Origin of the sequence: Enterobacter sp. Sphag1F, from assembly GCF_014193275.1 — a bacterium.
In the GTDB taxonomy this organism is placed as follows: Bacteria; Pseudomonadota; Gammaproteobacteria; order Enterobacterales; family Enterobacteriaceae; genus Pantoea; species Pantoea symbiotica.
Genome location: NZ_JACHZD010000001.1, coordinates 644,977 through 671,078, shown reverse-complemented (window position 1 = coordinate 671,078; position 26,102 = coordinate 644,977). Strand labels below are relative to the sequence as shown.

General features: G+C 56.2%; 23 protein-coding genes and 1 tRNA gene. 18 read left to right on the top strand and 6 right to left on the bottom strand.

The window, feature by feature from the left end:
* Positions 1–325: 325 nt before the first annotated feature.
* The 8 genes from FHW71_RS03090 (at position 326) to FHW71_RS03055 (ending at position 10,061) form a co-directional block, all read left to right on the top strand.
* The gene (locus tag FHW71_RS03090; protein WP_286176087.1) at positions 326–1,096 is read left to right on the top strand and encodes a hypothetical protein; all 771 of its coding nucleotides are present in this window, start codon (positions 326–328) and stop codon (positions 1,094–1,096) included.
* 159 nt (positions 1,097–1,255) lie between these two features.
* Entirely contained in the window at positions 1,256–2,869 is a 1,614-nt protein-coding gene (locus FHW71_RS03085) for an ABC transporter substrate-binding protein (RefSeq protein ID WP_179450202.1), read from the top strand.
* Between the two features lie 226 nt (positions 2,870–3,095).
* Positions 3,096–3,620 carry a GNAT family N-acetyltransferase gene (locus FHW71_RS03080; protein ID WP_061717677.1) on the top strand — a complete coding sequence of 175 codons (525 nt, stop codon included), beginning with the start codon at positions 3,096–3,098 and terminating at the stop codon, positions 3,618–3,620.
* Between the two features lie 36 nt (positions 3,621–3,656).
* Positions 3,657–5,270, top strand: a complete 1,614-nt coding sequence (locus tag FHW71_RS03075) for an ABC transporter substrate-binding protein (protein ID WP_179450204.1) — start codon at positions 3,657–3,659, stop codon at positions 5,268–5,270.
* A 13-nt stretch (positions 5,271–5,283) separates the two neighbouring features.
* Positions 5,284–6,276 carry an ABC transporter permease gene (locus FHW71_RS03070; RefSeq protein ID WP_179450206.1) on the top strand — a complete coding sequence of 331 codons (993 nt, stop codon included), beginning with the start codon at positions 5,284–5,286 and terminating at the stop codon, positions 6,274–6,276.
* Positions 6,273–7,106, top strand: coding sequence for an ABC transporter permease (locus FHW71_RS03065; protein ID WP_179450208.1), 834 nt, complete (start codon positions 6,273–6,275; stop codon positions 7,104–7,106). The genes FHW71_RS03070 and FHW71_RS03065 overlap by 4 nt, the downstream gene beginning before the upstream one ends.
* Complete coding sequence (locus FHW71_RS03060; protein WP_179450210.1) at positions 7,103–8,710, top strand: ABC transporter ATP-binding protein; 1,608 nt, start codon at positions 7,103–7,105, stop codon at positions 8,708–8,710. Before FHW71_RS03065 ends, FHW71_RS03060 begins: the two co-directional genes overlap by 4 nt.
* A 10-nt stretch (positions 8,711–8,720) precedes the next feature.
* On the top strand, positions 8,721–10,061 hold the full coding sequence (locus tag FHW71_RS03055) for an LLM class flavin-dependent oxidoreductase (protein ID WP_179450212.1): 1,341 nt from the start codon (positions 8,721–8,723) through the stop codon (positions 10,059–10,061).
* A 625-nt stretch (positions 10,062–10,686) separates the two neighbouring features.
* Here the strand turns inward: FHW71_RS03055 and FHW71_RS03050 are convergent.
* Positions 10,687–11,481, bottom strand: coding sequence for a PhnD/SsuA/transferrin family substrate-binding protein (locus tag FHW71_RS03050; protein WP_179450214.1), 795 nt, complete (start codon positions 11,479–11,481; stop codon positions 10,687–10,689).
* Complete coding sequence (locus FHW71_RS03045) at positions 11,369–12,436, bottom strand: fatty acid desaturase (protein WP_179450216.1); 1,068 nt, start codon at positions 12,434–12,436, stop codon at positions 11,369–11,371. Before FHW71_RS03045 ends, FHW71_RS03050 begins: the two co-directional genes overlap by 113 nt.
* Positions 12,437–12,640: 204 nt before the next feature.
* Between FHW71_RS03045 and FHW71_RS03040 the strand changes: the two genes are divergently transcribed.
* Positions 12,641–13,663, top strand: coding sequence for an LLM class flavin-dependent oxidoreductase (locus FHW71_RS03040; protein ID WP_008104762.1), 1,023 nt, complete (start codon positions 12,641–12,643; stop codon positions 13,661–13,663).
* A gap of 71 nt (positions 13,664–13,734) precedes the next feature.
* Here FHW71_RS03040 and FHW71_RS03035 read toward each other — a convergent pair whose 3' ends face one another.
* From FHW71_RS03035 to FHW71_RS03025, 3 genes are all read right to left on the bottom strand, one after another.
* Complete coding sequence (locus FHW71_RS03035) at positions 13,735–14,562, bottom strand: glycosyltransferase family 8 protein (protein ID WP_179450219.1); 828 nt, start codon at positions 14,560–14,562, stop codon at positions 13,735–13,737.
* 18 nt (positions 14,563–14,580) lie between these two features.
* Positions 14,581–15,963, bottom strand: coding sequence for a D-arabinono-1,4-lactone oxidase (locus tag FHW71_RS03030; protein WP_179450221.1), 1,383 nt, complete (start codon positions 15,961–15,963; stop codon positions 14,581–14,583).
* A 74-nt stretch (positions 15,964–16,037) separates the two neighbouring features.
* Positions 16,038–16,679 (bottom strand): TetR family transcriptional regulator, encoded by a 642-nt coding sequence (locus tag FHW71_RS03025; protein WP_179450223.1) that lies wholly within the window; start codon positions 16,677–16,679, stop codon positions 16,038–16,040.
* A gap of 213 nt (positions 16,680–16,892) precedes the next feature.
* Between FHW71_RS03025 and FHW71_RS03020 the strand changes: the two genes are divergently transcribed.
* The 7 genes from FHW71_RS03020 (at position 16,893) to FHW71_RS02990 (ending at position 22,939) form a co-directional block, all read left to right on the top strand.
* The gene (locus tag FHW71_RS03020) at positions 16,893–17,720 is read left to right on the top strand and encodes a MetQ/NlpA family lipoprotein (RefSeq protein ID WP_179450225.1); all 828 of its coding nucleotides are present in this window, start codon (positions 16,893–16,895) and stop codon (positions 17,718–17,720) included.
* Between the two features lie 12 nt (positions 17,721–17,732).
* Positions 17,733–18,863 (top strand): ATP-binding cassette domain-containing protein, encoded by a 1,131-nt coding sequence (locus FHW71_RS03015; protein ID WP_179450227.1) that lies wholly within the window; start codon positions 17,733–17,735, stop codon positions 18,861–18,863.
* The gene (locus FHW71_RS03010; protein WP_008104768.1) at positions 18,844–19,500 is read left to right on the top strand and encodes a methionine ABC transporter permease; all 657 of its coding nucleotides are present in this window, start codon (positions 18,844–18,846) and stop codon (positions 19,498–19,500) included. The genes FHW71_RS03015 and FHW71_RS03010 overlap by 20 nt, the downstream gene beginning before the upstream one ends.
* Before the next feature lie 80 nt (positions 19,501–19,580).
* Entirely contained in the window at positions 19,581–20,780 is a 1,200-nt protein-coding gene (locus FHW71_RS03005; protein ID WP_179450229.1) for a M20 family metallopeptidase, read from the top strand.
* 11 nt (positions 20,781–20,791) lie between these two features.
* On the top strand, positions 20,792–22,096 hold the full coding sequence (locus tag FHW71_RS03000; protein WP_179450232.1) for an NtaA/DmoA family FMN-dependent monooxygenase: 1,305 nt from the start codon (positions 20,792–20,794) through the stop codon (positions 22,094–22,096).
* A gap of 181 nt (positions 22,097–22,277) precedes the next feature.
* The gene (locus FHW71_RS02995; protein WP_179450234.1) at positions 22,278–22,622 is read left to right on the top strand and encodes a type II toxin-antitoxin system RelE/ParE family toxin; all 345 of its coding nucleotides are present in this window, start codon (positions 22,278–22,280) and stop codon (positions 22,620–22,622) included.
* A 14-nt stretch (positions 22,623–22,636) separates the two neighbouring features.
* Positions 22,637–22,939, top strand: a complete 303-nt coding sequence (locus FHW71_RS02990) for a helix-turn-helix domain-containing protein (protein WP_008104780.1) — start codon at positions 22,637–22,639, stop codon at positions 22,937–22,939.
* A gap of 136 nt (positions 22,940–23,075) precedes the next feature.
* Here the strand turns inward: FHW71_RS02990 and FHW71_RS02985 are convergent.
* A tRNA-Asn gene (locus FHW71_RS02985) sits at positions 23,076–23,151 on the bottom strand.
* Between the two features lie 507 nt (positions 23,152–23,658).
* Here FHW71_RS02985 and FHW71_RS02980 point away from each other — a divergent pair.
* Together FHW71_RS02980 and FHW71_RS02975 are read left to right on the top strand one after the other, a co-directional pair.
* Positions 23,659–24,582 carry a sugar ABC transporter substrate-binding protein gene (locus FHW71_RS02980; RefSeq protein WP_008104782.1) on the top strand — a complete coding sequence of 308 codons (924 nt, stop codon included), beginning with the start codon at positions 23,659–23,661 and terminating at the stop codon, positions 24,580–24,582.
* A 33-nt stretch (positions 24,583–24,615) separates the two neighbouring features.
* Positions 24,616–26,100, top strand: coding sequence for a sugar ABC transporter ATP-binding protein (locus FHW71_RS02975; protein ID WP_008104783.1), 1,485 nt, complete (start codon positions 24,616–24,618; stop codon positions 26,098–26,100).
* The last annotated feature ends 2 nt before the right edge of the window (positions 26,101–26,102 follow it).

Sequence of the window (26,102 nt, the reverse complement as noted above, 5' to 3'; positions counted from 1 at the left end):
CAGGTTAAAATAAAATCAGGCTTTACAAAAAATAGCGCATTGATGGTAAGATCGTACTCGGAAGGGCAAAAAGACCCTTGTTAATCTTAAAATGTTAACCTCAGAAATAATGCCTCCCAAAAGCATCATCAACCGCTTCTCAACAGGCCTTAAAATAACGTATGAGAAGGTAGGTGGTTTTTGAAATATTTATAATTGATAACCAGGCACACAACACAGTAATATGAAAAGCAAACAGCAACTCACAGCATTAATTTATCATCGCGCATCAGAGATTAAGTCAAATAAAAACATCTCGTTAGTTATGCAGAAGCATTACAAACTGTTGTTTAGACTGTATCTGACTAAGCCGCTCTATTTTAAAGTCATTTTTAAAGCCAATCGCTTTATTATTGGTTCGGCCATCATGGCGTACTCCTTCACCTCAGCAAACCCAACGCTGCGTGATGTAAAAGACTTTTGTAAGAAAACCGGCCTGATTAGCGACAACACTATTGACTCCTTTCTGCTGTTTATTCGGGTAGGCGGGCGTATGGAAGTTAAAAAGGACGCGCTGGATAAACGCAAGTTAACCTACACGGTGACCAGCAAAGCGCTGGATGAAACCCGCGCCTTAATTAATACCATGATGATCCCGTATGGCATGTTGTATGGAGATTTCGACGTTTCGGCATGCCTGAAAATGGAAAACTTCCATGCCGAATACTTCCAAAAATACGCTGAAATTACCCTCAAGCATGTCTACTTATTCGATATGGTGCCAGAGAGTAAAGCCTTCATTTTCAGGGATGCCGGGCATATGCTGCTGATGGATCTTTACATCGAAAGTCTGCAACAAAAAACTACCGTTATTGAGTACAACTACCTGAAAGCGTCACTGAAATGTGGGGTTTCGCGTTCGCACATCAAACGCTGCCTGCAGGACGCCGAAGCGGCGGGTTTGCTGACGCTGGACAAAGCCAGCAATACACTCATTTTGCATCTCTCCTTTATGCAAATGGCGCTGGATTATTTTGCGGTCTATATGGCAATGGTCGAGTATGGGTTACGCGGGTTATCCGGCGTGCCTCCGCTACCGGCAAGCATGTCACAATAATCTGTTTTTTCAGTTATTGGTGAATTGCCATATTCAACAAATCGATTGCCACTATTGTCGTTTTACATTTATTTGTCCGGGTTTTAATAATTCAGCGGGAATTAATACAGGCCAGATTCAGGCCATACATAATATTTACCTGCAATCACCAAGGACAATATGAAATTAAATACAATCGCTTTGGCATTAGGTTTTAGCCTGTTGGGAAACGCGTTTAATGCTGTAGCCGCCGATCAACCGGTTAGCGGTGGCAGTTTAACGGTTGGTGTCGAAACCGAACCGACCACTTTTAACCCACAGCTTAATGGTCAGGACAAAGCGGAAATCACGCTGCGTAACTTCTGGGAATCGCTGCTGGCGCGCCGTCCGGACGGCAGTTTTGTGCCGTGGCTGGCGCAAAGTTATGAGGCCAGCCAGGATGGCAAAGTGATCCGCTTTAATCTGCGTCAGGACGTCACCTTCTCCAACGGCGAGAAGTTCGATGCCAACGCGGTGGCTGAGAACTTCCGCCAAACTCAGGTCGCGCAATATTGCGCTGGCAGCAGTTTGTGCCTGATGGGTTCGCACATCGAGAAGATTGAAACGCCGGACGATCATACTGTGGTGATCACCCTGAAAGAGGTTTACTCACCCTTCCTATCCTTCGCTGCGGGCTTGCAGATTCTGGCACCGGCCAGCTGGAAATCACCGCAGCTGAAATCGGGCGGTAAAGATCTGGCAGGCACCGGGCCCTTTATTCTCGAAAGCTATGAGAAAGGCCAGCAGGTGACCTACGTTAAAAACCCGAAATACAACTGGGCACCGGCCACCGCGAAGCATCAGGGACCGGCGTATCTCGATCGCGTTACCTATCGCTTCCTGCCGGAATCCTCGGTGCGCACTGGCGCGCTGCTGTCGGGCCAGGTTGATGCCATTGAAGGTATTTCGGGTAACGATGCCGGTGAATTCAAAGACAATCCCGACTTTACCTATCAGCATGCGCTGAATACCGGTACGCCGTATTCGCTATTCCTCAACGTGGAATATGGTCCGACGCAGGATGTGAAAGTGCGTCAGGCGTTACTGCAAGGTCTGGATATCGATCCGCTGCTGAAGTCGGTGTATCGCGGCGAACGTACCCGCGCGTGGGGCATCACGTCGCCCATCGATCCGCTCTATAACAAAGAGCTGGAGGGCAAATACGGCAACAATCCGGATGCGGCCAACAAGCTGCTGGATGAAGCCGGTTGGAAAACGCGTGATGGCGAAGGTTTCCGCACTAAAGAGGGCCAGCGTCTGCGCATTGAGCTGATTCAGGCCCAGGCGACGGTGCGTGACCAGCGCGATGTGCTGCTGCAGGCGATTCAGGCGCAGGCGCGTCAGCGTCTTGGCGTCGATCTCAAGCTGAACTACGTCGATTCCGGTACGTATGCGGATGTGCGTAAAAGCGGCAAGTTCGGCACCATCGCTAACTCCAACACGCCAACCGATGGTGTGGATATCGAAAACCACTATCGTCCGATCGCCCAAGGCGGCGCGATAAACTACAGCCGCGTCAACGACGAGAAAATTAATGGCTTGCTGGATAAAGCCGCCAGCACGCTGGATCTCAAGCAGCGCCGCGATTTCTACAGCCAACTGCAGCAGGTGGCATTGCCGCAGCTGGCGCTGGCAGTGCCGCTGTATGAACCGGAAGATCAGTTAGCCACCGCCAGCTACGTGCATGGCTACGGCTTCCGCAGCTATAAACAGATGCCAGAAAGCGTTTACGATGTGTGGGTAACCAAACCGTAATTCTGACTTCGTAGGGTCGCCATTAATGGCGACCTGGCTTTCACATTTTCACCCAACGGTCGCCATTAATGGCGACCCTACAGCATTTGTTATTTCCGTGGGCATTATTGCCTCGCCATAAAATACCATTTCCCATATTCAACAAATCGATTGCCGTTATTCTCGGTTTACTTTAATCCGCCGGATTTTAATACTTTCGGCAGGATTGAATAAGGAAACGGTCACCATGAGTCAGCTAATTGAAGTTGCCAAACCCGACGATGCGGAAGAAATATTTGCGCTGTTACAGCGTGCCTACGCCGCGCTGGTGGCGCTGGATGTGCATTTCACTATTTCACAGGGCAACGTTGAGCAGGTGCGCCGCGTCATCGAGCAGGAAACCGTGCTGGTGCTGCGCAAATGGAAACGCGCGGTGGCGACCGTCACGGTGCGTTTTCCGTGGCAGCAGGATGAAAATGCTCCTTCATCGCTGCCGTTTATCCACTGGTTTGCTGTCGATCCTGATTACAAAGGGCAGGGCTTTGGCCGCGACATCATCACCTACGCCGAAGAAACTCTGCTGAAAGAGACGCTGAAAGCGCCGGGCGTCTATCTCGCCACCGCCATCAAGCATCCTTGGCTGAGCGAGCTCTATCTGCGTCGCGGTTATCAACCGTTTCATCACCGCACCAATCCATTAGGCGAAGCGCTGGTGTTTCTGAAAAAGGAATTCAACCCGCCAGCCGATCAACCCATCGCCAAAATCGCCTGAACAACTAAAAAAGCACCTGCAACCACCAAGGATCTTATGAAAGCGAATTCAATCACTCTCGCGCTGGGTGTCACCTGCCTGCTGGGAAGCGCATCACTTTTCGCCGCTGAGCAACCACGCAGCGGTGGCAGCTTAACCTTTGGCGTCGAAACCGAACCTGTACCGTTTAATCCGCAGTTGAATGGGCAATCCAAAGCGGAAGTGACGCTGCGCAATGTGTGGGAATCGCTGCTGGCGCGCCGTACTGACGGCAGTTTCGTACCCTGGTTGGCAGAAAGTTATGAGGTCAGCCCGGACGGTAAAACGTATCGCTTTAGCCTGCGTCGCGATGTCACCTTCTCCAACGGTGAGAAGCTAGATGCCAACGCGGTGGCCGAGAATTTCCGCCACGTGCAGGATGCGAAGTATTGCGCCGGCAGCAGCATCTGCGCCCTGGGCGCGCGCATTGCCAGCGTGGCGACGCCGGACGACTACACCGTTACCATCACGCTGAAGCAGGGCTATTCTCCGTTCCTGTCGTTCGCCGCCAAATTGCAGATTCTGGCGCCGGCCAGCTGGAACTCACCCGAGCTGAAAGCCGGTGGCAAAGAGATCGCCGGTACCGGGCCATTTATTATCGAAAGCTACGAAAAAGGCCAGCAGGTGACATTCGTACGCAACCCACACTACAACTGGGCGCCCGCCACCGCCAAACATCAAGGACCGGCGTATCTCGATCGCGTTACCTATCGCTTCCTGCCGGAATCTTCGGTGCGCACTGGCGCGCTGCTGTCGGGCCAGGTTGATGCCATTGAAGGCATTTCGGGTAACGATGCCGGTGAATTCAAAGACAATCCCGACTTTACCTATCAGCATGCGCTGAATACCGGTACGCCGTATTCGCTATTCCTCAACGTGGAATATGGTCCGACGCAGGATGTGAAAGTGCGTCAGGCGTTACTGCAAGGTCTGGATATCGATCCGCTGCTGAAGTCGGTGTATCGCGGCGAACGTACCCGCGCGTGGGGCATCACTTCGCCGGTCGATCCGCTCTACAACAACGATCTTGAAGGTCAGTACGGTAACAATCCCGCCGCCGCCAACCAGCTGCTGGACGAAGCGGGCTGGCAAACGCGCGACAGCGACGGTTTCCGCACCAAAGACGGCCAGCGTTTGAGCATTGAGGTGATTCAGGCGCAGGCAACGGTGCGCGATCAGCGCGATGTGCTGCTACAGGCGGTACAAGCGCAGGCGCGTCAGCGTCTCGGCGTGGACCTCAAACTGCGCTACGTCGATTCCGGCACCTATACCGACGTGCGTAACACCGGCCACTTCGGCTCGATTGCTAACTCGAATACCGAAACCGACGGCATTGATATCGAAAACCACTATCGCCCGGTGAAAGCCGGCGGGCCGATTAACTACAGCCGCGTCAACAGCCCGCAAATCAACGGCTGGCTCGATCAGGCAGCAGCGACGCTGGATATCAATCAGCGCCGTAAATTCTACAGCCAGCTGCAGCAATACGCGCTGCCACAGCAGGCGCTGGCGATCCCGTTGTATGAACCCGAAGACCAGATCGCCACCGCCAGCTACGTGCACGGTGCCGGTTTCCGCAGTTTTAAACAGATGCCGGAGAACGCGTACGACATCTGGCTCAGCGACCACTAATCAGGAGGCGAAGATGAGTCTGGAAAGCATTGTCACCCGCACGCCACGCGCGCGTCGGCCATCGGTGTGGCGCAGCGACCTGACGCGCCGCATCGTCAGCCGTCTTTTGGGCGGCGTACTGGTGCTGTGGGCGGCGGTATCGCTGGCCTTTCTCGGCGTGCATCTGGCGCCGGGCGATATCGTTAGTCTGCTGATCGGTGAGCAGCTGCGTACGCCCGCGATTGAGGCGGCGATCCGCGCTGAATGGGGCCTGAACGAACCGCTGTGGTGGCAATATCTGCACTATATGTGGCGCGTGCTGCACGGCGATTTTGGGCGCTCTTACATGCTGAATACCGAAGTCAGCCATCTGCTGGCCACGCAGCTGTGGCCCACCATCAAACTGACGCTGGCGGCGCTGCTGGTCAGCATCATCTTTGCAGTGGTGATTGCCGTCGGCACCGCGCATCGTCGCATTGGTCGCCGCGTGGCTAACGGCGTCGAGCTGTTGCTGGCGTCCACGCCCTCTTTCTGGATGGGCATTGTGCTGCTGTTTATTTTCAGCTTCACCTTGCGCTGGTTCCCGGTGGCGGGCGATCGCTCGCTGTCGTCGCTGGTGCTACCTGCGCTGGCGCTCGGTCTGGCGCAGGGCGCGGTGATTGCGCAACTGCTGCGCCGCGAGCTGGAGCGCGCACTGGATGCGCCATTCACCCTTACGTTACGTGCGTGGGGCGTGGGGGAAACCACTATTCGTTTGCGCCACGCGCTGCGTCATGCGTCCTTGCCAGCAGTGACGTTGACCGGCTGGCTGGTGGGCGGATTGCTGAGCGGCGCGGTGATCACCGAACAGGTCTTTGGACGTCCCGGGCTCGGTAAACTCACCGTCGATGCGGTGCTGGCGCAGGATCTGCCGGTGGTGCTGGCGGTGGCGATTCTATCGGCGCTGATCTACGTGGTGATGAGCACCCTGGTTGACATCCTGTCGCTGTGGATTGATCCGCGTCTGCGCGGGGAGAGCAAATCATGATTGCCGCACTGCAACGCCTTCCGGTTGCGCTGCCCGCCGCGGTGTGGGCAGCGATTCTGTTTCTCATTGTATTGGCTATCGCGGTGACCGCGCCGCAGTGGCTGGCGCACAGCGATCCGCTGCTGGCCGATCCGGTAAACGCGCAGCTGCCGCCGTCGGCGCAGCACTGGCTGGGCACCGATCAGCTGGGACGCGATCTGCTGACGCGCGTGATCTACGGCAGCCGCTATTCGCTGCTGATCAGCGTGGCGGCGATGGCGCTGGCGGTGGTGTTTGGCACCTTGCTGGGATTGGTGGCGGCGCTGGCGCGTGGCGTGGTGGATGAGCTGCTGAGCCGCGCGGTGGATGTGATCTCCGCCTTTCCCGATCTGCTGCTGGCGCTGATGCTCATCGCCTTCACCGGGCCCGGCACCAACAACCTGATTATCGCGCTCGGCGTCGCGTCGGTGCCGCGTTTTGCCCGCGTGGTGCGGGCACAAACCTACAGCGTGATGACCTCCGGCTACGTTGAGCAGGCGCGCACCTTTGGCCTGTCACGCTTCACGTTGATCACGCGCCATATTCTACCGCACGCCATTGCGCAGGTGCCGGCGCTGGCCACGCTGGGGCTCGGCACCGCGATTATCGGCACCGCCGGATTGAGTTTCCTCGGCATGGGGCCGCAGCCGCCGACCGCCGAATGGGGCCTGATGCTGGCGGAAGGACGCAACTATCTGCGTAACGCGTGGTGGATCGCCGTGTGGCCGGGTGTGTTTATCACGCTGACGGTGATTGCGGTGAATACGCTGGGCCGTTACTGGCAGGCACGTTTTGAAGGACGATCCGCATGAGCCAGCCATTTATTGATATCCAGAATCTCTCGATTCGTTTCGGGCCGCAGCAGGTAGTGAAAAACCTCAACCTGCAAGTCTCGGCGGGCGAATCGGTGGCGCTGGTCGGGGAATCCGGTTCCGGCAAAACCCTGACCGCGCGCAGCCTGCTTGGCCTGCTGCCGGAAGGCGCGGTGTTAACCGCCGACCGTTTCACTATCGACGGCCGCGATATGCGCCACGGCAGCCGCAGCGACTGGCGCGCGCTGCGCGGTCGTCGCATTGGCTATGTGTTACAGGACGCGCTGGTATCGCTCGATCCGCTGCGCCGCATTGGTCAGCAGCTGAGTGATGCGCTAAGCGCCGCCGGTCATCGCGGCCATTTGCAGGACAAAAGCATCGAACTGCTGAAGGCGGCGGGCATTCACGATGCCGAAAGCCGCCTCGAACGCTATCCGCATCAGCTTTCGGGCGGCCAGCGTCAGCGTGCGTTAATCGCCACCGCGCTGGCCGGCACGCCAACTTTATTGATCGCCGATGAACCGACCACCGCGCTGGACATGACGGTACAGCGCCAGATTCTGCAACTGCTGGCGCAGCGCCGCCGCGACGGCCACGGCCTGCTGTTGATTAGCCACGATTTGGCGGTGGTAGCGGAACTGGCGGATCGCGTGCTGGTGATGCGCGATGGCGAAGTGGTGGAGCAGGGCAACAGCGGCTCGCTGCTCAATCGTCCGCAACACGCCTGGACGCAGCGCCTGCTACGTGCGGTGCCGACGCCCGCCACGCGCGGTTTGCGCCTCAGCGCGGCAGAACCGACGCCGCTGCCGCCACGCCCAACACGCAGCAGTGCGCCGCTGCTGGAAGGCATCGGCCTGCATAAAGCCTACGGCGATCGTTTGGTGCTCAACGACATCAACTTCACGCTGCACGCTGGGGAAACGCTTGGCGTGGTCGGCGAATCCGGCTCCGGCAAAACTTCGCTGGTGAAAGTGGTGATGGGCTTAACCGAACCGGACAGCGGCACGCTACTGCTGGAAGGGGAGCGCTGGGATCGTCTGCCGGAGAAAGCGCGTCGCGCCCGGCGTGCGCGGCTACAGCTGATCGCGCAGGACCCGTTCAGCTCTTTCGATCCGCGTTACACGGTGGAAAAAATTATCGGCGAAAGCCTCGATAGCGCCGGGATTTACGGCGATGCGCGGCGTCAGCGCGTGCGCCAGCTGCTCGATGAAGTGCAGCTCGGCGACCGCTTCCTGCAGCGTTATCCGCAACAGCTTTCCGGCGGCCAGCGTCAGCGGGTGGCGATTGCGCGCGCCTTTGCACCGAATCCGGCGCTGCTGGTGGCGGATGAACCGGTCAGCGCGCTCGACGTTTCGGTACAAGCGCAGGTGCTGGATCTGCTGGCTGACATGCAAGCCGAACACGGCACCGCGCTGCTGTTTATCTCTCACGATCTCGGCGTGATCCAGCATCTCGCGGATCGCGTGCTGGTGATGCAGAACGGGCAAGTGGTGGAGAGCGGGGCGCTGCAGCAGGTGTTCGCCGCGCCGCAGCATCCGTGGACGCAAAAACTGTTACAGGCGCTGCCGGTCATTCCCGACTGGCAGCCCGCGAACGCATATTAAGGAGAGCAGAATGAGTCAGACACAACGCCAGCTGCGGCTGGGCGCGATTATTCAGGGCGTATCCGGCAACATGTCGGCATGGCGTCATCCCGATGCGGTGGCGGATGCCAGCATTAACATCGGTTACGTGCTGGATCTGGCGCGCAAAGCCGAGCAGGCGAAGATCGATTTCCTGTTTGTCGCCGACGGTTTGTACATCACGCCGCAGTCGATTCCGCACTTCCTCAACCGCTTTGAGCCGATCACCTTGCTGTCTGCGCTGTCGCTGGTGACTAAAAAAATTGGCCTGGTCGCCACGATTTCAACCTCCTACAGCGAGCCGTTTACCGTGGCGCGCCAGTTCGCCAGCCTTGATCATCTGAGCGGCGGTCGTGTTGGCTGGAACGTGGTGACCTCGCCGCTGGAAGGTTCGGCGAAAAACTTCTCGCGCAGCACGCATCCGGAACATGACGAGCGTTATCGCGTCGCCAGCGAATATTTGCAGGTGGTGAAAGGATTGTGGGATTCGTGGGAAGGCGATGCCTTTGTGCGCGACAAACAGAGCGGGGAATTCTTCGCCGCCGACAAGCTGCATACGCTGAATCATCAGGGACACTACTTCTCGGTGCAGGGACCACTCAACGTCGGCCGCTCGCCGCAGGGGCGTCCGATTGTGTTCCAGGCAGGCGCTTCTGAAGCGGGTAAAGCCTTCGCCGCCGAAGCCGCCGATGCCATCTACACGCGGCAGGAAACGCTGGAGCAGGCGCGCGAGTTCCGCGAAGACGTGCGCCGCCGGTTGGTGGCGCGCGGGCGGGATGCCGATGATATTCGTGTGTTCCAGGGTATTAGCGTGATTATTGGTGAAACGGAGGAAGATGCTGAACGTCGCTATCAGCAAACCGCCGAGCTGGTGACCATCGATAAAGCGCTGGAGTATCTTGGCCGCTACTTCGAGCATCACGATTTCAGTCAGTACGCGCTGGATGCCCCTTTCCCAGACATTGGCGAGCTGGGCAGCAATAGCTTCCGCAGCACCACCGACAAGATCAAGCAGAACGCCCGCGAACGAGGCTTAACGCTGCGTCAGGCGGCGCTGGAAGAAGCCACGCCGCGCCCGAGTTTCCTGGGAACGGCGGAGCAGGTAGCGGAAGGGTTGGCGAACTGGTTCCTGCAAGGCGCAACCGACGGCTTTATCGTGCGCGGCGGTACGCCAACCGCGTTTGATGATTTCGTGGCACAGGTGATTCCGCTGTTGCAGGCGCGGGGTATTTATCGCAAAGAGTATGAAGGCGAGACGCTGCGCGAGAACCTGGGATTGGCCGAGCCGGAAAACCAGTTCGCGGTGCAGCGGAGTCGTCAGCAGGTAGCTTAATGTTGGCAAGGTCGCCATAAATGGCGACCCTACAAAATCCCGCACATTTCCCGTAGGGTCGCCATTTATGGTGACCGTTCCAATCGATAAACGGATGATTACAACGCCGTCACGCCCAGCGCGGCGGCGCGATCTTTCCACTCCCGCACTTCGTCATAAACGCCTGATGTAGCTTAATGTTGGCAAGGTCGCCATAAATGGCGACCCTACAAAATCCCGCACATTTCCCGTAGGGTCGCCATTTATGGCGACCATTCCAATCGATAAAGATGGTTACAACGCCGTCACGCCCAGCCCGGCGGCGCGATGCTTCCACTTCCGCACTTCGTCATAAACGCCTGATGTAGCTTAATGTTGGCAAGGTCGCCATAAATGGCGACCCTAAAAAATCCCGCACATTTCCCGTAGGGTCGCCATTTATGGTGACCGTTTTAATTGATAAAGATGGTTACAACGCCGTCACGCCCAGCGCGGCGGCACGATCTTTTAACTCCCGCACTTCGTCATAAACGCCTGATGTAGCTTAATGTTGGCAAGGTCGCCATAAATGGCGACCCTACAAAATCCCGCACATTTCCCGTACGGTCGCCATTTATGGCGACCGTTCCAATCGATAAACAGATGGTTACAACGCCGTCACGCCCAGCGCGGCGGCGCGATCTTTCCACTCCCGCACTTCGTCATAAAACGCCCGATCGCTCACGCTGAACCCGCTGATCAAACTCTCCGCCAGCAGATCCTGATAACGCTTATCGCGGGTCAGCTCGCTCAACGCACTGCGCAGTTTCTCAAGGGTTTCGGCATCGGTTTTGGCCGACGTAATCAGCGGCAGCGCGGCGCACAGCGGCGTTTCGCCGATGATCTCCAGCCCCGCCAACTCCTCTGGATAATTGCGGCGCAGCAGCGCCCAGGTAATGCAATCAATCGCCGCAATATCCGCATCGCCCGCCCGCAACGCCGCCAGCGACTGACGATGACTGCCGCTAAAACGGGTCTCGCTGAAGAATTTTCCGTTCTGCGCCAGCGGGGCAATCACGTAGCGCAGCGAGTTGAAGCCGGAGTGCGAATCGTTGCTGTTGCACACCGCGCGCCGACCGCGAAAATCGCTTAGCGTTAGGTTTTCATCTGCGCTGCGCGCCACCAGCCAGCTGCGATAGCGCATGCCGTCGCAGCCCTGCGCGCTGGAGTGAAAGGTGCCGACCAGCTGTACATCGGGCAGCAGTTCTACCAGCGGATAACCGCAGGTTTGGCTCAGCAGCAATTGCTCATCGCGCCAGTGCGGCAATAAATCCTGCGGCCAGCGAACCTCAGCTGGCACGCCGCGTTGTTGCAACAGCGTCGTTAGCGCTGAGGTCAGGCCGATAGTTGCCTGATGATTGATGTCGTACATCGGTAACGAAAGCGTGGGCATCCTGTGCATCCTTTTGCGTACCCGGATGGGCATTAACCTCGACCGATTTGCGCCAGAAGCGGGTTATCCACTCGCCATAACCGGCGACGCGAAAACCGTGATTACGCTGATGATAACCATCGCGATACAGCAAATAGACTTTGCGTAATCCGTACCACGGCAAACCGGGCAGATCGTGATGTACAGAATGATAGTTGAGATTGAGGAACAGTAAGCGCCACGGCAGCGCGGCTTCGTTATTGACCGAGCGCGCCAGCGGTTCTTCTTCAGCGCGATGCTCGTAGAAGGATCGCACTTTGGTCAGCATCAGCGCCGGGTAACTCACCGCCAGCACGAACCACAGCGGCGAGAAGCCGTGCAGCGTCATCCAGTAAAACAGCCCGATTAGCAAGCTGAGATGAATGATCCACATAGTCATCGCCGGTGTATCGCGCTGGATAAAGGCATTCAGTAAGGTTTTGACGGTCGCGCCCATATCCAGCAGCGGGCCGATCAGCAAGCGGCCGGGAAAAGTATTACGCAGATGAATCACCTGCTGCTGCCACGGCTTGAGTTGTGCCCAGCGCGCCGGTGAAAGGTAGTAGGTTTCCGGATCTTCATCGGGATCGGTCAGCGTGTGATTGCGATGATGCGCCAGATGCGAGTCGCGATATAAACCATACGGATACCATACCGCCAGCGGCAGCGTACCCAACAGCTGATTAAGACGGGGAAAACGCGTCGGGTGGCCGTGAATCAACTCATGCTGCAGCGACATATACCAGGTGGTAAACAGGATCAGCAGCAGCGTGCTCAAGGTTAATCCCAGCGTTTGCCAATAGACAACGCTGGCGAACCAGCCGCCGTAAACTATCACCATCAATAGCCACGTCGGCAATTCGCTGCGCCACAGCCAGCTGCGTGCCAGTTGATGCACCACCTCGCGCTGTTGCGCGCTGAGATAGGCGGATGTCCCTTTACTCATGGAGAAGCCGAACCTGTGAACAGTGATTAGGCTTCTGACGATGATTGATCACCGTGATGAACACAAAGAATCTCTTTTTCTTACTTATGCAAAAAAGTTGATGAAGCGCGCGAAATCTATTGGCTATCAGTCACCTCGTCTGTGGCGTAACCTTGCTGCATTGAAAACGTTTGAGCCTGCGCGGCTCACGAGGAGAATTTCAGCATGAAAAAGATTGGCTTCTTATCCTTTGGTCACTGGACCCCATCATCACAATCCGCCACCCGTTCGGCACAGGACGTCCTGCTGCAATCGATTGATTTAGCGGTCGCGGCTGAAGAGTTGGGTGCCGATGGCGCTTACTTCCGCGTGCACCACTTTGCGCGTCAGTTGAGTTCGCCGTTCCCGCTGCTGGCGGCGGTGGGTGCGCGCACCAAAAAGATTGAAATTGGTACCGGCGTGATTGATATGCGTTACGAAAACCCGCTGTATATGGCGGAAGATGCCGGTGCGGCGGATCTGATTTCAAATGGGCGTCTGCAGCTCGGCCTGAGCCGTGGTTCGCCGGAGCAGGTTATCGAAGGCTATCGCTACTTTGGCTTCGATCCGCAGAATGGTGAAAGCGATGCCGATATGGGGCGTCGTCATACCGAGGAACTGCTGGAGGTGCTGCGCGGTGAAGGTTTTGCGAAACCGAATCCGCAGCCGATGTTCCCGAATCCGCCCGGCTTGCTGCGTCTGGAGCCGTTCTCGGCTGGATTGCGTGAGCGTATCTGGTGGGGTTCTGGTTCCAACGCAACATCAATCTGGGCAGCGCAGCAGGGTATGAACCTGCAAAGCTCCACCCTGAAAGATGATGAAACCGGCGAGCCGTTCCACGTGCAGCAGGCGAAACAGATTCGTGCTTATCGTCAGGCATGGGAAGCAGCGGGCCATCAGCGTACGCCGCGTGTTTCGGTGAGCCGCAGCATCTTTGCGCTGACCAACGACACCGACCGCGCCTATTTTGGTCGCAGTGGACAGGATCAGGATTCGGTAGGTTTCCTCGACGAGAAAACCCGCGCCATCTTTGGTCGCAGCTACGCAGCAGAGCCGGATCAGTTGATTAAACAGCTGGCGCAGGACGAAGGGATTGCTGAAGCGGATACGCTGCTGCTGACCATTCCGAATCAGTTAGGCGTGGATTATTGTGCGCACGTGATTGAGAGCATTTTGACCCACGTTGCACCGGAATTGGGTTGGCGTTAAGTCTAAGATCTCGTAGGGTCGCCATTAATGGCGACCAGATGCGCAGCAATGCGCACCCTACGTTTATTATCTTATTCCGCCGCCAACTCCCACCACAGCTTATCCAGCGCGTAATAACGGTCGCGTTCCGATTCAGGCTGATTCAAATCGCGTTTCCACGGTTTCGCCAGAATAAAGTGCAGGTTCTTCACCTCATCTTCGCGCCACATCTTACTGTGCTGGAACGGCAAGGTTTTCAGCGCGTTGTATTTATATGAAAGCGGTAACCAACGATCTTCGAATACTTCATTGAGTAAATCCTGCTCGGAGAACGGATAGCGACGCAAATCGGTAATCCCCGCCACTTTCTCCTGCAGCCACTCGAACATCGCCAGATCCGGCTTCAACACCAGGAAACCGCCGTTCAGATAGCGATCAAGTGTGGACGGTGCCGGTTCGCCGCGATCCTGCCAGGTATAATGACAGTTCTCCGGCTGCCAGCTGGCGGGATAGCTGGCGATCTTGTTGGGATTGCAGCGACAGGCGTGACACGCTGCCAGCGCATGCTTGCCCAGATCGAGCGTAAACAGCTCATCCATATTGCGCAGCACCAGCATATCGGCATCGAGAAACACCACGCGCTCGCAGTCAACCAGCTCCCACGCACGCAGTTTGCTCCACACTTCACCGAACTGCGCCGAAGCGTAATGCTGCTCCAGTTCGGCATTCGGCATCAGCGGATCCACCGGATGGATTACGCAGCCCAGCGCCTGCAAGGCTTCACGCGTCTCCAGATCGATGGCATCGGTGACCATCACAATCAGCGGCCAGCGGGTTTCACTGCGCTTCAGCGAGCGGTGCAGCGCCTTCACGCCAATAAAATAGTCCGGCTGCGTTAACAGCGTTACCCATGCAAACATGGTTTCTCCCCCTCAAACTTAATCAAACAAAGCAGTAACATAGTCATTGCTAAAACGGCGTTGTGGATCGAGCTGGTTGCGCACCGCGCGGAAAGCGTCCCACTGCGGATAGATATCGCGCCACTGATAGCGCTGCGGATCGTAATATTTGCCCCAGTGCGGACGTCCGCCTTCGGCCGCCAGCAGCTTTTCCACTTCGGTGAGAAAATGCAGGCCATCCTGCGACAGCGAACCGTCATCGGCGTAATAGACCACGAAGCCGAAGAAGCAGGTGGCGTGCTGATACGCCGGACTGAGCCAGGCTTCAGACGCGCCGGTGCAACGCAGAATGATCGGATAGTGCATATGCGGATGATTCTCGGCATACCACGCTTTGATCTTGCTGATAATCTGCGGCGTTTTCTCCAGCGGCACGCCGATCTCAACGTTGATCTGCGGCACGGCAATACCTCGGCAAAACAGCTGATAGATATCGCCGCTGATATCGGTGAAATCGCGGAAGCGTGTCACGGTGCGAAACTGCTTGCCGCCTTTGCCGTGAATCTGCGTATCGCGATGCATCTGCGCCAGGGTCTGATCGATGGTGTCATTCAGGCTGCTGTCGGTGTCATCGCCATGCTCAATCACTTCACGCTGATTGGCGTGCCAGGCTTCAGCTTCTTCGTCGCTGGCTTCATGCGCGTTCCACACGTGCATCAGGTTGTCATCGACAAACCACCAGGCTTTGCTCATCTCATACTGCTGATTCCACTCAACCAGATCCTTTTCCAGCGTATCGGCGGAGACGGCAAACTTGTGGCAGGTAAACAGGCGGAAGGGGCGGGTACGCAGCGTCACGGCGGTAACAATGCCTAACGTGCCGAGCGAAACTTGCGCGGCGGCGAAATCCGGCTCACCGCGCACAAATTCACGCACGCTGCCGTCGGCCAACACCATGCGGATGCGCAACGCTTCATCGGCGATTGAGCTTTGTGCTAAACCCTGGCCGTGCGTGCCAGTGGCCATCGCGCCCGCCAGCGTTTGTACTGCAATCACGCCCGGCGACGAGGCCAGCATGCGATCCATCTCGGTTAAGGTGCTGTAAACCTGTTCCAGTGGCGTACCGGCGGCAAAGGTGACGCTGTCGGCGTCTTGCGCAATCACGCCGTTGAACGCGCTGAGGTCCAGCAGCAAATCCTGCTCATTCACACCCAGCATGCGGCCCGGCGACAAGCGGCTGCCCAGAACGCGCACTTTGCCGCTGGCGGCGCGCAGCAGTTGTTGTAACTCCGCTTCAGTTTGCGGCTGTTGTAACTGACTACGCTGACCAACCACCGTGTTTTGCGCCCAGTTCCACAGTGCGCTGTCCTGGTCAGTATTGTGCGTATGGCGTAAGGGATAAAGGTGGGGATCTTTGTTCACTACGGCGTTCCTTAAATTGAGGTCTGTGACGGTCCCAGGATTTAAAGCGTAGACCATCACCGCACAGCCGCAGCCTACGGGGTTTTGCGCACATATCGCAGCGTGGCGGTGACGGCTAGCTGGCGGTTACGGCGGATGCTGTCTTCTTCGCTATCGTTCGGCGTGAACAGCGTGTGAAAGGTGTAACGATTGGAGACGTGGTGCACACAAATGCTGCTGAGCAAGCGGTGCACATCGACGGTATCCAGCCCATCAATAAATAGCCCTTGCTGCTGGCCGCGCGTCAGAATGTCATCCAGCAAATCGAGCGCACTCTTGTTGAGTGCTTTGATGCGTTCGGATTGCATGATGTAGCGCCCGCGCAGCAGGTTTTCGGTACACACCAGCCGCATAAAATCCGGGTGGGAAACGTGGTAATCGAAGCTGGCTTCCACCAGTTTGGTCATCGCCAGTTCCGGCTCCATCTCGGCGAGATTGAGACCGGTTTCATGCTCACGAATCGCCTGATACACCTGTTCCAGCACCTCAATATACAGCTGCTCTTTGTTGCTGAAGTGATACACCACCATGCGTTTGGTGGTTTGCGCGTGTTCAGCAATCTGCTCCAGCCGTGCGCCCTGCATGCCGAACTCGGCGAACATTTTCAGCGCACCGGCAAGGATGCGTTTCTTCAGCCCTTCAGGGTCATTTTTTCGTTTAGTTGTGGTGTCCGACATAGCGCTCAGTAACAAGTCCATCAAAAGGGGGAAGGATAACACAGCCATTTTCTCGCTTGTGGCGATGCGAGCGGCGCGCGGCTTTATGCTTTTCAGGAATAGCTTTCCTGAATAAATCATAATGCGGGAATAAGCAACTGCGTATACTGCGGTCATCTGTCGTCACGACAGCTTATTTTGACTCGCGCAATTATAACGATCGGGAAACACTTTATGCACACACGTTTTGTCTCAGTAAAAAATAAATTCTTGTTAAGTGCTGGTGCTTTGCTGCTGGCTAGCGCGGCGCTGTCGCCGTTGTCCATCGCGCATGCAGCGGATAAAACCTCGGTAAAAGTCGGCATCATCAGCGGCGAAGATGAAGATGTCTGGCGCGAAGTGATCAAACAGGCGGCGGCCAAAGGCTTAACGGTGAAAACCGTGATCTTTAATGATTACAACCAGCCGAACGAAGCGCTGCAAAACGGCGAAGTGGATGCTAACGCCTTCCAGCATCAGCCGTTCCTCAATAACCAAATCAAGGTGAATCACTACGACATCGTGCGCGTTGGCGATACCGCCGTGTGGCCGATTGGTCTCTACTCGAAGAAAGTGAAAAGCGCCAAAGAACTGAAAGAGGGCGCGGTGATTGGCGTACCTAACGATCCTTCTAACGAAGCGCGCGGTCTGGTGCTGCTCGAGCAACAAGGGCTGATCAAACTGAAGCCGGGCGTCGGCATTGCGGCCACTACCGCCGATATCACTTCGAATCCGCATCATCTGAAAATCAAAGAGCTGGATTCCGGCATCATCGGCCGTTCCGTTCCGGATCTGGATGCCGCCGTCGTCAACACCGATTGGGCGCTGAAAAGTGGCCTAACCACAGAAGATCGCATTGCGCAGGAGCCGGTAAAAGATAATCCGTACAACAACTTTATTGCGGTGAAGAAAGAGAATGTCAGCGCGCCGTGGGTGAAAACGCTGGTGGCTTCTTATCAGAACGATGCCGTGAAGACCGTGTTTGACAAAGTCTACAAAGGCACGGGCGAAACGGCCTGGTAAGGAACTAAAAAGATGACGCTATTCTCAGCAGCCGAAACGCCCTTTACCGCCGTCAAACGCGGCGTGGCGGAAAGCACTCATGACGAGGCGCAGGTGAAGTTTCGCGACAGCGGCAGCGTGGTGCGCCTGCAAGGTGTGTCACGTCGCTTTGGACCAACCCAGGCGCTGCGCGACATCTCGTTGACGGTGCAGAAAGGCGAAATTCTTGGCCTGATTGGACGCAGCGGCGCGGGAAAATCCACGCTGATCCGCTGTCTCAACGGCCTGGAACAACCTGATGAAGGCGTCATCGAAATCGAAGGCCGCAACATCACCGGCCTGTCGGAAAAACAGCTGCAAACGGTGCGCAGCCGCGTTGGCATGGTGTTTCAGCACTTCAATCTGTTATCGGCCAAAACGGTGGCGCAGAACGTGGCGCTGCCGCTGAAAATTGCCGGCATGGATAAAGCGCAGCGTCAGCAGCGCGTGGCGGAATTGCTCGAGCTGGTGGGGCTGGCTGACAAAGCACAAAGCTATCCGGCGGCGTTATCTGGCGGCCAAAAACAGCGCGTTGGCATTGCCCGCGCGCTGGCGGCCAGCCCGGCGCTGCTGCTGTGCGACGAAGCCACCTCCGCGCTCGATCCGGAAACCACGCGCTCGATTCTGGCGCTGCTCAAATCCCTGAATCAAAAACTCGGCATCACCATTCTGCTGATCACCCATGAGATGGAAGTGATCAAATCTGTCGCGCATCGCGTGGCGGTGATTGATGCCGGTGAAATCATTGAACAAGGGCCGGTGTGGCAGGTGTTTGCGCATCCCAGGTCGCAATTGACGCGCACGCTGCTGCGCGGATTACTGCCGCAGCTGCCGGAAAATATTGCCGCGCGCCTCAGCAATGACAAGCAGGGCGATGCCATCTACAGCGTGCACTTTGCCGGTGACGATGCGCAGGGCGATTTGTTAACCCGTTTTGCCGGTGCGCTGCCGGGCAAATTCCGCCTGCTGCAGGGCGGCATCGATCACATCCAGCACTACGCGGTGGTGCGTTTCTTTATTGCGCTCCCGGCGGCGAACGCGGCCGACGAGCAACAGATTCTCAGCTGGCTGCACGCGCAGCAGGCTCAAGTGGAGTTGGTGGGTTATGTCGCCAGTCATGATTGATCTTTTACTTAATGCGTTAGGCGAAACGGTATTAATGACGGTGATTTCCGGTCTGTTTTCGCTGGTGGCGGGCTTGCCACTTGGCCTGATTCTGGTGATGACCAGCCCCGGTGGCATCGCCGAGCATCGCGGCGTTAATCGCGTGCTGGGCTTGATCATCAACAGCTTTCGCTCGCTGCCGTTCATTATTCTGCTGGTGGCGCTGATTCCCTTTACCCGTTTTCTGGTCGGCACCTCGCTCGGTACCTGGGCAGCGATTGTGCCGCTGTCGATCACCGCAACGCCGTACTTCGCGCGCGTGGCCGAAGTGTCACTGCGCGATGTCGATCGCGGGTTGATTGATGCAGTGCGCGCCATGGGCGCCAGCAAGTTGCGCATCGTCTGGGATGTGCTGATCCCGGAAGCGCTGCCCGGCATCCTGTCTGGTTTTGTCGTCACGCTGGTGGCGCTGATTGGCGCTTCGGCAATGGCCGGCGCAATTGGCGCAGGCGGCCTCGGCGATTTGGCGATCCGTTACGGCTATCAGCGGTTTGAAACCTCAGTGATGATCGCGGTGATTGCGGTGCTGATTGTGCTGGTGTGCGGCATTCAGTGGGTCGGCGATCGGTTGGTGCAGCACATCGATAAACGTCATTGATTTGCCGTGGCCATGTGAACGGTGGTGGCCTTTGTAGGGTCGCCATTTTTGGCGACCTAAACGCAACAAGGAAAATACTCATGTCGCTGAACGCCCTTCAGCTCACGCTGGAAAACAACCTCGAACAACACAGCGCCACTTACCTCAAGGTATCGCAGGCGATATTTCAAAACCCCGAAACCGGCAACAACGAATATTTCGCCAGCGAGCAGCTCACCCAGCTACTCACGGCGCAGGATTTTGCCGTCACGCGCAACGTCGCCGGGCATGAAACGGCGTTCTACGCGGTCAAGTCCAGCGACAAACCGGGCCCAACCATCGCTTTTCTCGCAGAATATGATGCGCTGATCGGCATCGGCCACGCCTGCGGTCACAACCTGATCGGCACCACCAGCGTAGCGGCAGCCATCACGCTGGCGCAGGTGCTGGATCAAACCGGTGGACGCGTGGTGGTGCTAGGCACGCCAGCAGAAGAGGGCGGATTAGCCGGACCGGGCGGCCCGAAAGGCAACGTGAAAAAGCGCTTTGTCGAAGCCGGATTACTCAAGGATGTTGACGTGGCGTTGATGGTGCATCCAGCGGGCAAAACCCGGCTGACCGAATCGACGCTGGCCAATAATCATCTCTATTTCCACTTCTATGGCAAGCCGTCGCACGCCGCCAGCGCGCCACATGAAGGCATCAACGCGCTGGATGCGCTGGTGCTGCTCTACAACGGCATCAGCGTGCTGCGTCAGCAACTGCCGGATGGCGTGCGCGTGCACGGCATTATCACCAACGGCGGCCAGGCCCCGAACGTGATCCCGGAATACGCCTCGGCGCATTACTACATCCGCGCGGACAGCCGCGAAGTGGTGGAATCCCTTGAACCGCGTCTGCGTGCCATTGCTGAAGGCGTGGCGCTGGCGACCGGCGCACGCGTCGAGATTGATCATCAAATTGGCCCACGCGATTTCAAACTGAACGCAGCGCTGGATGCTTTGCTGCTGGAAGAGTTCACAGCGGCAGGCGAAACCGTCGATCTGTCGCCGCAGAAAAACAAAGTTTCGACCGATGCCGGCGACATCAGCCATGCGGTGCCGACGGCGCATCCGTGGCTGAAAATCGGCCCCGACGATCTGATTTTCCATACCGTGCCATTCCGTGAAGCGGCCAACTCTGAGCGTGGTTATCAGGCGCTGCTGATTGGCGCGCGCGTGCTGGCGCGCACCGGCTTACGTCTGCTGACCGATGCGGACGCCTTAAACCATGTCAAAGCGGATTTCGCGCGACAACTATAAAGGAGAGTGATGTGTCGCAAACGTATCGCAGAAAATTGAAAACGCTGGTCGGCGCCAGCAGCGTGATTTCCGCCGCCAATGATAGCCAGCCGGGCGTGGGCATCACGCGCGCCAATGAACTGGCGAAAATTGCCGAGCGTGAAAAGATTACCGGGCTGTTTACCGCCGATTTGCTACAGGCCGATCCGGCCGGATTAGCGGGCACCACCGGCACGCAAGATCCGCTGATTGCGCTGGCGGCATTGAGCCAGGTGACCTCGCATATCGGCTTGATCGCCACCGTCAGCACCAGCTGGCTGCATCCCTATAATCTGGCGCGTCAGGTTGGCACGCTCGATCACATCAGCGGCGGTCGCGCGGGCTGGAACGCGGAGACCTCATCGGTTGGCGAGGAGAACTTTGGTGAAAGCCAGCTGCCGCCGCCGCAGGAGCGCTACGCGCGCGCCACCGAATTTATCGAAGTGATGAACGCGTTGTATGACGCCAACGAACGCGCAGCAGTGCAGCGCACCGCCAGCGGTGGCATTAAACTCGACCACACTAAACTGCATCCGATTAACTATCGCGGTGACTATTTCCAGGTGGCGGGTCCGCTTAACGTACCGCCGCCGCCTCAGCGCCGTCCGGTGCAGTTCCAGGCGGGACAATCTGAAGCGGGCGTTACGCTCGGCGCACGTTATGCCGAAGTGATTTACACCTCGCAGCCCACGTTTGAGGCGGCACAATCCTTCGTGGCTGATGTGCAGCAGCGGGCGCGACGTTTCGGTCGCGAACACAATCCGCCGCTGATCATGAACTCGTTCCACGCCATCATTGGCGACAGCGATGCCGACGTGGCACGCCGTTTGCGCGATAAACATGAACGCATCAACTTTGAGCAGGGCAGATTGCGCGTGGCCGATATGTTGGGTGGCGAGGTGGATCTGCGCGACTTACCGCTGGATCAACCGCTTCCCGCCGCGTTTATTCCCGAGCTGGCGCAGGTGCATCGTCGTCAGGGACGCGCCGCCATTTTCCGTGGTTATGCGCTGGAAGGATTAACCTTGCGTGAGCTGATCATCAAAGCCGAAGAGACCGGCCACTGGTTTGTCGCCGGTACGCCAGAAACCCTGGCCGATGCCATTGAACAGCGCTATCGCGCTGGCGTGCTGGATGTGATTTCACTGCATGGACTCGGCCAGCCCGATCAACAGGATTTGCTACTTAACGGCCTGCTGCCAGAACTGCGTCGCCGCCAGCTGATCGATACTGATTATGTAGGGAGCGATTTCCGCAGCAGCCTGGAGCTGGCTGCGTTGCCATCCGCCATCGACTAACTTAAGCCAGGTGCGCATCAATGCGCACCTGGTTGGTGGTCGCCATAAATGGTGACCCTACAAATTGGAACCTATCTCCACACTGCCACGCACGGTTGCTGCATCTCTTCTCACATCACGCCACACTCCGATTATCGCTTTACACCTATATAGCTTTAGACCTATATTAATGGAGGTTAGTGTGTGGCAGATTGAAACGACGGAGCGATTTGATCGCTGGTTGATGTCGCTTGATGACACAGATCGAGCTTGTGTGCTGGCAGGATTGATCGTTTTACGCCAGAAAGGGCCGGGATTAAGCAGGCCATATGCCGATTCGATTAAAGGATCACGTTTCAGCAATATGAAAGAATTGCGTGTGCAGAGTAAAGGCGATCCAATACGGGCATTTTTCGCCTTCGACCCTTGGCGAACAGGAATTGTGCTTTGTGCAGGCAGTAAGGTGGGAAATGAAAAGCGCTTTTATGCCGAGATGATCCCGCTGGCCGATCGTGAATTTACCGAGTACTTAGAGAAAAAGAGATGAAAAGGAGTAACGCGATGGGGAGAACGCTTGAACAGATTCTTGCTGATGAGAAGCCTGAAGTTGTTGCTAACGCTCAAGCGATGGCGGAAGAGATGCTGCTTAATATCCACCTTGCCGAACTGCGTGAGAAAGTGCAGAAAACTCAGGTGGAAATGGCACAGGCGCTCAATATCAAACAACCTACAGTTGCGGGTATGGAAAAGCCGGGACGCGATCTTAAGCTTTCAACGCTCAAGCGTTACATCGAAGCGGCGGGGGGAAAATTGCGTCTGGATATCGAGTTGCCGGATGGTTCGCATTTCGAATTCGTAGTGTAAGAATCCTGCTGGTCGCCATAAATGGCGACCCTACGAAATGCACCGGAACAATGTAGGGGCGCCATTTATGGCGACCTTGCAAAACCCCCAATACACAAAAGCCCGCTCAGGTTTCCCTGAGCGGGCTTTTTGAATTTGGCTCCTCTGACTGGACTCGAACCAGTGACATACGGATTAACAGTCCGCCGTTCTACCGACTGAACTACAGAGGAATCGTGTGAACGAGGCGCATATTAGCGATGCCGATCCCCGTTGTCAAAGCTCTACTGCACACTTCTGGTTTAAGTGCGCGTAAAAGCAGCGGAATGCTGCTTTTCTGCCTTGAATGATCAGATTCTAAACTGCCAGCAAGATCTCACTTTAAAACCAATTCCTTTGAGATGTTAGAGGCATGTCAAAGTTTTGTTATTTGCCGATTTTAAAACAATCATTTCAGTGCTTTTATGATGAAAGTTTCAAATACAAGTTAGATGAAATAAATGAACTGCTAATCATCACCGGCGAAACGAGTTCCTTCATCTAAAACGGCATTTTGAAAATAACTGATTGATAAGGAATGAGTTACAAGAAACAGATGCTGTAAACCGATAGCGTTAGACCAGAAGCCTTACCTCTACAACCACAAAAAAAGCGCCAGTGACGTTGAGTGAATGTAAAAGATATTTTTCATTCGCGGTATCAGCCAACCTGAGCATGTTAACGATAAAGAAGGGTTCCCTATGAAATTCAAAAAAGCGTTATTAACTTCCCTGTTAGTTTGCATGTTACCTGCCGCAGTGATGGCAAAAGACCTTCAGGTAGGCGTTTCTATGGCGCTGTTTGATGACAACTTCCTTACCATTCTGCGCACCGCGATGCAGAAAGAGATGCAAAAAGACAACATTAAAGGCCAGGTTGAAGACGCCAAAGGCGACGTGGCTCAGCAGCTGCAGCAGGTACAGAACTTCATTGGTCAGGGCGTTGATGCCATCATCGTTAACCCGGTGGATACCAACGCCGTGAAACCGCTGGTGGATGCCGCCGCGAAAGCCGGCGTGCCGCTGGTGTTCGTCAACCGTAAACCGGCTGGCGAGTTGAAAGACAAAATGGCGTTTGTGGGTTCGGATTCTGAACTGGCGGGCCGTCTGCAGATGGAAGCGCTGGCTAAAAAGATGAACGGCAAAGGCAACGTGGCGATTCTGCTGGGCGACCTGGCTAACGAATCGACCCGTGAACGCACCAAAGGTGTGGAAGCGGTGGTCGCGAAATACCCGGATATCAAAGTCGTGCAGAAACAGACGGCCAAATTCACCCGTAACGATGCAGTCGATGTGGTGAGTAACTGGCTGACGGCGGGCGATGACATTCAGGCAATCGCCTCCAACAACGATGAAATGGCGATTGGTGCACTGCAGGCGCTGGGCAAAAACCCGAATCACATCCTGGTCGCAGGTGTGGATGGTACGCCGGATGCATTGCAGATGATCAAGAACGACAAAATGGTCGCTACCGTGTTCCAGGATGCGAAAGGTCAGGGTGAAGGCGCTGTGCAAACGGCGGTCAAACTGATTAACGGCGAGAAAGTGCAGAAAGTGGTCGATATCCCGTTCCAGCTGATCACCAAAGATAATTACGAAAAATTCGCCAGTCAGAACCAGAAATAAACCGTAACCGACTCAGCCGTACGGAGGTGATGTATGACCGCTTTTGCGCTTGAAGCCGAAGGCATCAGCAAGTTCTTCCCCGGAGTGAAGGCACTCGACAATGTCTCACTGCGTATTAAACCGGGGTCGGTACATGCCCTGATGGGTGAAAATGGCGCGGGCAAATCCACTTTAATGAAATGCCTTATCGGGATGTATCGTCCCGATAAGGGCACCATTCGCATTAAAGGGGAGCCAGTGCAGTTTCAGGACACCATGGATGCGCTGCGTTCCGGCATCTCCATGATTCACCAGGAACTCAATCTGGTGCCTTACATGACCGTAGCCGAAAACATTTGGCTCGGTCGCGAACCGATGAAGTACGGCTTTGTTGACCACGGCAAGCTGAACAAACAGACGCAGGAACTGCTGAACAGACTAAACATCCGTCTGAAAGCCGATCGCATGGTGGGCGAGCTAAGTATCGCCTCGCAGCAGATGGTGGAAATCGCCAAAGCGGTCTCCTGGAATTCGGACATCGTGATTATGGATGAACCGACCTCGGCACTGACGGAAACCGAAGTGGCGCATCTGTTCACCATCATCCGCGACCTGCGCGAGCAGGGCAAAGCCATCATCTATATCAGCCACAAGATGGATGAGATTTTTGCGATAACCGATGAAATCAGCATTTTCCGTGACGGTGCGTGGGTGGGCAGCAACAACACCAGTGAATACACCCGCCAGTCACTGATTACGCAGATGGTAGGCCGTGAATTGACCCAGCTGTTCCCGAAATTCAACGGTGAAATTGGTGAAGATGTGCTGACGGTGCGCAATCTGACCTGCAAAGATCGCTTCACCGACATCAACTTTTCGGTGCGCAAAGGCGAAATCCTCGGCGTGGCGGGATTGGTGGGTGCCGGACGCAGCGAAGTGATGGAAAGCCTGTTCGGCATGGAGAGTTTCGACAGCGGTGAAATCCTGATTGATGGCGTGCCGGTCAAGATCGATTCGCCTTCGACGGCGATTGAGAAGGGCATGGCGTTCCTGACCGAAGACCGTAAAAAGTCTGGGCTGTTCCTGGTGTTGTCGGTGATGGAGAACATGAGCATCGTCAACATGCCCGATTACACCCATAAAAGCGGTTTTGTCAGCCACATCAAAATGGCGCAGGACTGTATGGATCAGATTCGCAAGCTGAACATCAAAACCCCAACCATGGATCAGATCATCAATAACCTCAGCGGCGGTAACCAGCAGAAGGTGCTGATTGCTCGCTGGCTGCTGGCGCAACCGAAGATCCTGATTCTCGACGAACCAACGCGCGGTATCGACGTTGGTGCAAAAGCAGAGATTTATCGCTTAATCAGTGAACTGGCGAATCGCGGCGTGGCCATCATCATGGTGTCGTCCGAGTTGCCAGAAATTCTCGGCATGAGCGACCGCGTGATGGTTATGCACGGCGGACGTATAACCGGCATCCTCGATAAAGAAGAGGCCAATCAGGAATCCATTTTGTCGTTGGCATCCGAGTGAGG